This is a genomic window from Streptococcus sp. SM3 (assembly GCF_027497875.1).
The window spans coordinates 1-9,110 of the sequence record NZ_JAJNSA010000099.1; the positions used below are offsets into that span (position 1 = coordinate 1).

At 44.1% G+C, this 9,110-nt stretch carries 10 protein-coding genes; 9 read left to right on the forward strand and 1 reads right to left on the reverse strand.

The features are described from left to right. Positions 1 to 303: 303 nt before the first annotated feature. Genes purE through purB form a run of 5 tightly spaced genes read left to right on the forward strand, consistent with a single transcriptional unit; the run spans position 304 to position 4,413 of the window. Positions 304 to 792 (forward strand): 5-(carboxyamino)imidazole ribonucleotide mutase, encoded by a 489-nt coding sequence (gene purE / locus PAN06_RS11555; protein ID WP_061564565.1) that lies wholly within the window; start codon positions 304 to 306, stop codon positions 790 to 792. Then, positions 779 to 1,870 carry a 5-(carboxyamino)imidazole ribonucleotide synthase gene (gene purK, locus PAN06_RS11560; RefSeq protein ID WP_269796378.1) on the forward strand — a complete coding sequence of 364 codons (1,092 nt, stop codon included), beginning with the start codon at positions 779 to 781 and terminating at the stop codon, positions 1,868 to 1,870. Before purE ends, purK begins: the two co-directional genes overlap by 14 nt. Next, positions 1,871 to 2,821: a 2-dehydropantoate 2-reductase N-terminal domain-containing protein gene (locus PAN06_RS11565; RefSeq protein ID WP_269796379.1), complete on the forward strand. Its 951-nt coding sequence runs from the start codon at positions 1,871 to 1,873 to the stop codon at positions 2,819 to 2,821. Positions 2,822 to 2,830: 9 nt separating this feature from the next. Next, positions 2,831 to 3,058: a phosphoribosylaminoimidazole carboxylase gene (locus PAN06_RS11570; protein WP_269796380.1), complete on the forward strand. Its 228-nt coding sequence runs from the start codon at positions 2,831 to 2,833 to the stop codon at positions 3,056 to 3,058. Between the two features lie 56 nt (positions 3,059 to 3,114). Continuing rightward, positions 3,115 to 4,413, forward strand: coding sequence for an adenylosuccinate lyase (gene purB / locus PAN06_RS11575; protein ID WP_269796381.1), 1,299 nt, complete (start codon positions 3,115 to 3,117; stop codon positions 4,411 to 4,413). Positions 4,414 to 4,751: 338 nt separating this feature from the next. Here the strand turns inward: purB and PAN06_RS11580 are convergent, their stop codons facing one another. Then, positions 4,752 to 5,468 (reverse strand): GntR family transcriptional regulator, encoded by a 717-nt coding sequence (locus tag PAN06_RS11580; protein ID WP_009731970.1) that lies wholly within the window; start codon positions 5,466 to 5,468, stop codon positions 4,752 to 4,754. 132 nt (positions 5,469 to 5,600) lie between these two features. Here PAN06_RS11580 and PAN06_RS11585 point away from each other — a divergent pair, with 132 nt between their 5' ends. The 4 genes from PAN06_RS11585 to PAN06_RS11600 all read left to right on the forward strand — a co-directional run. Then, entirely contained in the window at positions 5,601 to 7,388 is a 1,788-nt protein-coding gene (locus tag PAN06_RS11585; RefSeq protein WP_269796382.1) for a beta-galactosidase family protein, read from the forward strand. Beyond that, complete coding sequence (locus PAN06_RS11590) at positions 7,385 to 7,861, forward strand: PTS system mannose/fructose/N-acetylgalactosamine-transporter subunit IIB (protein ID WP_003009322.1); 477 nt, start codon at positions 7,385 to 7,387, stop codon at positions 7,859 to 7,861. The genes PAN06_RS11585 and PAN06_RS11590 overlap by 4 nt, the downstream gene beginning before the upstream one ends. Positions 7,862 to 7,887: 26 nt before the next feature. Continuing rightward, complete coding sequence (locus PAN06_RS11595) at positions 7,888 to 8,802, forward strand: PTS mannose/fructose/sorbose/N-acetylgalactosamine transporter subunit IIC (RefSeq protein WP_049483971.1); 915 nt, start codon at positions 7,888 to 7,890, stop codon at positions 8,800 to 8,802. Continuing rightward, positions 8,789 to 9,110 (forward strand): PTS system mannose/fructose/sorbose family transporter subunit IID (locus PAN06_RS11600; protein ID WP_269796383.1); only part of this gene is annotated, 322 nt, incomplete at its 3' end. The genes PAN06_RS11595 and PAN06_RS11600, both read left to right, overlap by 14 nt.

Below are 9,110 nucleotides of genomic sequence, written 5' to 3' on the forward strand. Positions count from 1 at the left end.
GACGGCCAAAATATTATCTACAACGAACTCAACAAACAAAACACAGAAGGCCTCTTCTATCGTACGGATATCGGTAGCAAGGCGAATAAATAATTAGCGACCGTAGGTCGTAAAAGGCGAGCGAAAGCGAGCTAATGGGAGACAATCACCACTGTTGTGAAAAAACGATTGGCTTTTTAGCCAATCGTTTAGGGAAATCGGAAGACTTAAGGCTTCCGATTTAGGCATGAGACACCTTTGGTGGCTGCTGCCGTCCCTCACAACCTAAGGTGATTGTCAAAAAAGGAAGAAAAAGGATAAAAAATGAAACCAGTAATTTCCATTATCATGGGCTCAAAATCCGACTGGGCAACCATGCAAAAAACCGCTGAAGTCCTCGACAACTTCGGCGTCGCTTACGAAAAGAAAGTTGTTTCCGCCCACCGGACGCCGGATCTCATGTTCAAACATGCAGAAGAAGCACGTAGCCGTGGCATCAAGGTTATTATTGCAGGTGCGGGTGGTGCTGCTCACTTGCCAGGGATGGTTGCTGCTAAAACAACCCTTCCAGTTATCGGCGTACCCGTCAAGTCTCGTGCCCTTAGTGGCGTGGATTCGCTTTATTCCATCGTTCAGATGCCTGGTGGGGTACCTGTTGCGACCATGGCTATCGGTGAAGCAGGTGCGACTAATGCAGCTCTCTTTGCCCTCCGTCTCCTTTCAGTAGAGGACCAGGCTATTGCGACAGCGTTAGCGGATTTCGCAGAAGAACAAGGAAAAATCGCAGAGGAGTCGACGAATGAGCTCAACTAAAACCATTGGTATCATCGGTGGTGGTCAACTCGGTCAGATGATGGCGATTTCAGCTATCTACATGGGACACAAGGTTATTGCCTTGGACCCAGCAGCTGATTGCCCAGCCTCTCGTGTGGCGGAAATCATCGCGGCCCCATACGACGACGTAGAGGCTCTTCGTCAGTTGGCAGATCGCTGTGATGTTCTCACTTATGAATTTGAAAATGTGGATGCTGACGGCCTTGACGCTGTTATCAAAGACGGTCAGCTTCCACAAGGAACAGACCTACTCCGCATTTCTCAAAATCGAATCTTTGAGAAGGACTTTCTTTCCAACAAGGCCCAAGTCACTGTGGCCCCTTACAAGGTTGTGACCTCAAGCCAAGATTTGGCAGATATCGACATTTCTAAAAACTATGTCCTCAAGACAGCGACCGGTGGTTACGACGGCCATGGTCAAAAGGTCATTCGTTCAGAAGCAGATTTGGAAGAAGCCTATGCGTTAGCTGATTCAGCAGACTGCGTTTTAGAAGAGTTCGTCAACTTTGATCTTGAGATTTCAGTCATCGTGTCTGGTAATGGCAAGGGCGTGACAGTCTTCCCAGTTCAGGAAAATATCCACCGCAACAACATTCTTTCAAAAACCATTGTGCCTGCTCGCATTTCAGAAAGTCTAGCTGAGAAAGCTAAAGCGATGGCAGTGCGAATCGCTGAACAACTGAACCTTTCTGGAACGCTCTGTGTAGAAATGTTTGCGACAGCTGATGACATCATCGTCAACGAAATCGCGCCACGCCCCCACAATTCAGGGCATTATTCGATTGAAGCTTGCGACTTTTCACAGTTTGACACCCATATCTTGGGTGTTCTCGGAGCACCACTCCCAGCAATTCACCTTCATGCACCAGCTGTCATGCTCAATGTTCTCGGCCAACATGTCGAGGCTGCTGAAACATATGTGACAGAAAATCCAAGCGCCCACCTCCACTTATATGGTAAACTAGAAGCGAAGCACAACCGCAAAATGGGTCATGTGACTTTGTTTAGTGATGAACCAGATAGTGTGGTTGAGTTTGGGAAAGGAATTGATTTTTAAGTGAAAATAGCGATTCTAGGACTTGGAGTCATCGGGACCACTTATGCCTACGCCTTTCAAAAAGCAGACCATCAAGTGGAGCATGTACTGAGAGATAGTAAGAAAAGCACTGCTCCGAAGGAGTTGTCGGTTGATCTACTAGATGGTCGCTATCATTCCAAAGGTGAGAACAAACACGACACCTATGAAGTTCATGTGGCGGAAGCTGATTCGGAATATGATTTTATTTTTCTGAGTGTGCGTCATGGGTTTGTCAAAGAAGCTGTGGAAACCTTGCGAAAAAATAATATAAAAGGCACCCTTGTTTTCTTCTGTAATTTCTGGAATACTCGAAAAGAGGTCCAAGAGTGGGCAGGAGATTACGACTATATTCTGGCTTTTCCGACAGCGGGTGGTCATATGCAGGAGGACCATTTAGATGGCGTCTTGTTTGACCATTTAATGCTAGAAGGTGAGCAAAGAGCACAGATCTCTAACTATGCTGATTTAAGGACTTTACTGACTTCTGCAGATTTGAAGTGGGAAGTTCCTCATGATATGGTTGAGTGGATTTGGATTCACATGGCGATTAATGCAGGTGTTACTTCGACAGCTGCACGTTCAGGAAATCTGGAAAATCCAGAAGAATTGGCTCTGAACTTGATGAATAGTTCTTCGGAATTGTCATTGGCCATCAAGGCCATTCGAGAGGCTTTGAAAGTTGTAGAAGCACGTGGCGTAAATTTGAAGCTTTATAAAGCTGAACTCTTACCTTACAAAATTCCCGCTTGGATTGCAGGAAAAGCCATGAAAATCATGTTTGCGAAAAATGAGCTGACCCGAAAAATCATGACCTTACACAATGATAAACAGGACATCTTCTATTGTTGTCAAAGTGTTTATCAGACTGGTCAGGAGTTAGGTGTGAAGATGCCTATTCTGGAAGCAAATATGAAGGGAATTTCGATTTAGGAGGTTTTTATGATTCAACTCATTGTCAACGCATTTGTTGAAAAAGAGAAGATGGGGGCAGTCGTCGAAGTTTTGTATGCGAGTAGTGATCATGAAAAAGTGAAAGCGAAGTATGAAGAGCTAGTTGCACAATATCCTGAAAACTATTTAGCCATCTATGATCTGCCTCTGGATACGGATTTGAATACATTGGGTCATTATCCATCTGTGTGGATTGGGAAAGAAGAATTTGAGTAAAGCGACAGTCGGTTGCTAACTGATGTGAAACATCAACAGAAAGGAAAATAAAAACAATGATCGAACGTTACTCTCGCCCGGAGATGGCGAACATTTGGACTGAAGAAAATAAATACCGTGCTTGGCTTGAGGTGGAAATCTTAGCTGACGAGGCATGGGCTGAGTTGGGAGAAATCCCTAAGGAAGATGTGGCTTTGATTCGCGAAAAAGCGGACTTTGATATCGACCGTATTTTGGAAATTGAGCAACAAACTCGTCACGATGTGGTGGCTTTCACGCGTGCGGTTTCTGAGACTCTTGGTGAAGAGCGCAAGTGGGTTCACTATGGTTTGACATCTACTGACGTGGTGGATACGGCCTATGGTTACCTCTACAAGCAGGCCAATGACATCATCCGTCGTGACCTTGAAAACTTCCTCAACATCATCGCTGACAAGGCTAAGGAGCACAAGTTCACCATCATGATGGGTCGTACCCATGGTGTGCACGCTGAGCCGACAACTTTCGGTCTCAAATTGGCAACTTGGTATAGCGAAATGAAACGTAACATCGAGCGTTTCGAGCATGCGGCTGCTGGTGTGGAAGCTGGTAAGATTTCTGGTGCGGTTGGTAACTTTGCCAACATCCCACCATTCGTTGAAAAATACGTCTGCGATAAATTGGGTATCCGTGCTCAAGAAATCTCTACACAGGTACTTCCTCGTGATCTTCACGCTGAGTACTTTGCAGTTCTTGCTAGCATCGCAACATCTATCGAACGTATGGCAACTGAAATTCGTGGTCTTCAAAAATCAGAACAACGTGAAGTGGAAGAGTTCTTTGCCAAGGGGCAAAAAGGCTCTTCAGCCATGCCTCACAAACGGAACCCTATTGGTTCTGAAAACATGACTGGTCTTGCGCGTGTGATCCGTGGGCACATGGTGACAGCTTATGAGAATGTCTCTCTTTGGCACGAACGGGATATCTCACATTCATCAGCTGAGCGCATCATCGCACCAGACACAACCATCTTGATTGACTACATGCTCAATCGTTTCGGAAACATCGTTAAGAACTTGACGGTCTTCCCAGAAAACATGATCCGTAACATGAATTCAACCTTTGGTCTCATCTTCAGCCAACGTGCCATGCTGACTTTGATTGAAAAAGGTATGACGCGTGAGCAAGCTTACGACCTTGTTCAACCGAAGACTGCCCAATCATGGGATAACCAAGTAGACTTCAAACCACTTCTTGAAGCGGATCCAGAAGTGACTTCACGCCTCACTCAAGAAGAAATCGACGAAATCTTCAACCCAACTTACTATACCAAACGGGTAGATGAGATCTTTGAACGCATCGGTTTGGGTGACTAATCGCAAGAAAAACGGGAATTTGAAAAATAGACGAAAGAGGCTGAGACAAAAGTCCTAGCCTCTTAATTGTTCTTGGATTGTCGAGCAAGACGCAGTGGTTGAGTGGGCTCTACTACGCTGATTTCATCAGCTTTTACAGCCCTACTCAACTGTGCGGAGGAGGGACGACGAAATCGAATTCTAACGAATTACCGATTTCTGTCCCACTCTCATTTTTAAACTTTTTATAGCTAAACTATCACTAATTATATATATTTTTAAAGAGGTCTTTAGAAACCGTTTTCAATATGTTACAATGTACATATAAAAAGACCGAGCTGTCTCAGTCTTTTTGCTTCTTAGTGATCGCGGTCACAGGAGATGAATTTAATCTTGTAGTAGTCACCGCGTTTGTAGGTTTCCGTGTATTCAAGGATTTGGCCAGTAGCTTCTAACTTGGTCGTCTTCACTTGTTTAACAGTTGGGAAATTTTCATCGATCTCCAAAACTTTAGCCACCTTGCTCGGTGTAGGAAAGACGATTTCATTGATTTCTTCGAAGTGCTCATCATTCATATGAATGTGGTAATCCTCTTTGAAGCGATCATAGATAGAACTATAGTATTCCAAATTTGGATAGTTTGGATTGATATATTGTTCAGGAATATAGGTTTGGTGGAAGATATACGTATCATCCCCTGTCTGGCGGGTCCGTTCGATCTTATAGTAGAATTGCGTTGGGTTGAGGCCTAGTTTGTCTAGGATGCTTAAGGTGTTTCCACGTTTAATAGAGAGAACTTTGACTTTGGCCTTTTGGATGGGGAAGGTTTCAACATCTGAAAATTCAACTAGTTTGTGTTTTCGAGCACGAGAAACAAAGGTCCCTTTTCCTTGCTGGCGGACAATGTAGCCATCGGCAGCGAGGTCGTTCAAAGCACGGACAACGGTGATAGAGCTAACATCATAAATTTTGATGAGTTCAGCTTCAGTATAAAATTTATCCCCGTTTTCAAATTTTCCTGAGATAATTTGCTGTTTCAATTCATCTTTGATGTGTTGGTACTTTGGAATTGCCATAGTGCTACCTCTCTTTAGATTTCTCTTATTTAACCCTATTTTAACATATTTTTTCTAAAAGTGTTGACATTTTTAAAAAAATTTATTATATTAATAACTGAAAAGGGTTACATATAAGAAAGGGGGGCGTTTATGGGAGTTTTTGAGATTCGCGATGCTTTCTATTTAAAAGGTCAACCCTTCAAGATTTTGTCCGGAGCGATCCATTATTTCCGAATTGACCCAGCAGACTGGTATCATTCCTTGTATAATCTAAAGGCTTTGGGTTTTAACACGGTTGAGACTTATGTCCCCTGGAATGCGCACGAACCTCGCAAAGGGAAATTTGACTTTAGTGGTCGATTGGATCTAGAGCGTTTCATCCAAACAGCCCAGTCCCTAGGACTTTACATGATTGTAAGGCCGTCGCCCTTTATCTGTGCAGAGTGGGAATTTGGTGGATTACCAGCCTGGCTCTTAGAAGAAGACCTGCGAATCCGCTCATCTGACCCAGCCTTTATCGAAGCAGTGGATCGTTATTATGATCGCTTGCTTGGCTTGTTGACACCCTACCAAGTGGATCAGGGTGGTCCAATCCTCATGATGCAGGTGGAAAATGAGTACGGCTCTTATGGAGAGGATAAGGATTATCTTCGTGCCATTCGGGATTTGATGAAGGAAAAAGGCGTGACCTGTCCTCTCTTTACATCAGATGGACCATGGCGAGCAACGCTAAGAACAGGAACCTTGATAGAAGAAGACCTCTTTGTGACGGGAAACTTCGGTTCCAAAGCAGCCTATAACTTCGGTCAGATGAAAGAATTCTTTGACGAATACGGCAAGAAATGGCCCTTGATGTGTATGGAATTCTGGGATGGCTGGTTTACCCGCTGGAAAGAACCTGTGATTCAAAGGGATCCAGAAGAGTTGGCAGAAGCTGTCCATGAGGTCTTGGAGCTCGGCTCCATCAATCTCTACATGTTTCATGGCGGAACCAATTTTGGCTTCATGAATGGGTGCTCAGCTCGGGGGACGCTTGATTTGCCACAGGTGACATCCTATGACTATGGGGCTTTGCTCAATGAGCAGGGCAATCCGACGGAGAAGTATTATGCTATTCAAAAAATGATGGCGACCTATTATCCAGAATACCCACAGCAAGAACCACTCATCAAAGAGTGTTTGCCAGAACAAACCTTGCAATTGGCAGCCAAGACTAGTCTTTTTGGGAATCTGGACAATCTGGCTCAGGTTGAGACAAGCCTTTATCCCGAAAAGATGGAAGAGTTGGGGCAAACCACAGGTTATCTCCTATATGAGACAGACCTTGAGTTGGATGCGGAAGAAGAAAAATTGCGTATCATTGATGGTCGGGATCGGGTACAGATTTACCTAGATGATCAACATGTAGCAACACAATACCAAACAGAGATCGGTGAAGATCTTTTTATCAAAGGAAAAAAGAAAGCGGTTACGAATTTAAAAATCTTGCTTGAGAATATGGGCCGTGTCAACTATGGGCACAAGCTCTTAGCTGATAGCCAGCACAAGGGCATTCGCACAGGTGTCTGTGTGGATTTGCATTTCCACCTTCATTGGAAGCAGTACCCACTGGATTTACAAGATCTCAGTCAGCTCGATTTTTCAAAGGAATGGCAGGCAGGTGCTCCAGCGTTTTACCGATATGATTTTCAGCTGGACCACACCCTTGACACTTATCTGGATATGACAGGATTTGGGAAAGGGGTCGTCTTTGTCAACGGCCACAACCTTGGCCGCTTCTGGGAGGTCGGACCGACCACTTCACTTTACGTGCCTCATGGTTTCCTCAAAGAAGGAGCCAATAGCCTGATCGTCTTTGAGACAGAAGGGCGTTACCAAGAGACACTTGAACTTGTTCAACAACCTACATTCAAAGAAGTAAAGGGGGAAAATTTATGACTATTGTAGGATGCCGTATCGATGGACGTTTGATCCACGGGCAGGTAGCCAATCTTTGGACTACCAAACTAAATGTTTCACGTATCATGGTGATCGATGATGAAGTCGCTCAAAATGATATTGAAAAAAGTGGCTTGAAACTAGCGACACCACCTGGTGTTAAGCTCAGTATCTTGCCAGTCGCAAAGGCTGCGGAAAATATCTTGGCTGGAAAATATGATAGCCAACGACTCTTTATCGTAGCTCGCAAACCTGATCGTTTCCTTCGTTTGATCGAAGCAGGCGTTCAGCTTGAAACGCTGAATGTCGGCAATATGTCTCAATCTGATGAGACACGTGCGATTACCCGCTCGATCAATGTGGTGGACGCGGACGTGGAAGACTTCAACAAGATCCACGAAAAAGGTGTAAAGATTACGTCTCAGATGGTGCCAAACGACACTGCAGAAGACTTTATGAAGTTATTAAAGTAAAAGAAAATTTTTAGGAGGAAATTGTCATGATACAATGGTGGCAAATTTTACTACTTACTTTGTACTCAGCTTATCAAATCTGTGATGAGTTGACGATTGTTTCATCAGCAGGATCACCAGTCTTTGCTGGTTTCATTACAGGACTTGTCATGGGGGATTTAAAGACAGGTCTATTTATCGGAGCTTCTCTTCAATTGACAGTGCTCGGTGTAGGTACTTTCGGTGGAGCTTCTCGTATTGACGCAACATCTGGTGCCGTTCTTGCGACTGCCTTCTCAGTAGCAAAAGGGATTGATCCAGAGATTGCTATTGCTACAATCGCTGTGCCGGTAGCAACTTTGTTGACCTACTTTGATATTCTTGGTCGTATGACTACAACTTACTTCGCTCACCGTGTAGATGCTGCGATCGAACGTTACGACTATAAAGGAATTGAACGCAACTACCTTCTTGGTGCTGTTCCTTGGGCTCTTTCTCGTGCCCTTCCAGTCTTCTTCGCGCTTGCCTTTGGTGGTTCTTTCGTAGAAACTGTTGTTACAGGTCTTGCTAATGTACAATGGTTGGCAAACGGTCTGAAACTTGCAGGTCAAATGCTTCCAGGTCTTGGATTTGCGATCTTGCTTCGTTACCTTCCTGTTCGTCGTAACCTTCACTACTTAGCACTTGGCTTTGGCTTAACAGCAATGTTGACAGTGCTTTATAGCAATGTTCAAAGCCTTGGTGCTGCAGTGTCTAGCATTGTTGGTTCTGATGTGTTCGCTAAACTTCCAAAAGAACAAGCTATTACTTTTGTTAACAACTTCAAGAGTGTATCTATGATTGGTATTGCCATTATCGGTATCTTCCTTGCAGTACAACACTTCAAAAACAGTCAACGTACAGTCGTAGCTGCTCCAGCAAGCAATGTAGAAAGCGGGGAAATTGAAGATGACGAATTCTAATTACAAACTAACAAAAGAAGATTTTAAACAAATCAACAAACGTAGCCTCTTCACCTTCCAATTGGGTTGGAACTACGAACGGATGCAGGCTTCTGGTTACCTTTATATGCTTTTACCTCAGTTGCGTAAAATGTATGGTGATGGCACTCCAGAATTGAAAGAAATGATGAAATTGCATACGCAATTCTTCAATACTTCACCATTCTTCCACACCATTATCACTGGTTTTGACCTTGCTCTGGAAGAAAAAGATGGTGTCAAATCAAAAGATGCGGTGAACGGGATCAAGACAGGTCTCATGGGACCAT

Bases quoted from the DNA above. Each gene is read 5' to 3' on its own strand.
- purK (WP_269796378.1), top strand. From the start codon at position 779: ATGAGCTCAACTAAAACCATTGGTATCATCGGTGGTGGTCAACTCGGT.
- purB (WP_269796381.1), top strand. From the start codon at position 3,115: ATGATCGAACGTTACTCTCGCCCGGAGATGGCGAACATTTGGACTGAA.
- PAN06_RS11570 (WP_269796380.1), top strand. From the start codon at position 2,831: ATGATTCAACTCATTGTCAACGCATTTGTTGAAAAAGAGAAGATGGGG.
- purE (WP_061564565.1), top strand. From the start codon at position 304: ATGAAACCAGTAATTTCCATTATCATGGGCTCAAAATCCGACTGGGCA.
- PAN06_RS11585 (WP_269796382.1), top strand. From the start codon at position 5,601: ATGGGAGTTTTTGAGATTCGCGATGCTTTCTATTTAAAAGGTCAACCC.
- PAN06_RS11590 (WP_003009322.1), top strand. From the start codon at position 7,385: ATGACTATTGTAGGATGCCGTATCGATGGACGTTTGATCCACGGGCAG.
- PAN06_RS11595 (WP_049483971.1), top strand. From the start codon at position 7,888: ATGATACAATGGTGGCAAATTTTACTACTTACTTTGTACTCAGCTTAT.
- PAN06_RS11580 (WP_009731970.1), bottom strand. From the start codon at position 5,468: ATGGCAATTCCAAAGTACCAACACATCAAAGATGAATTGAAACAGCAA.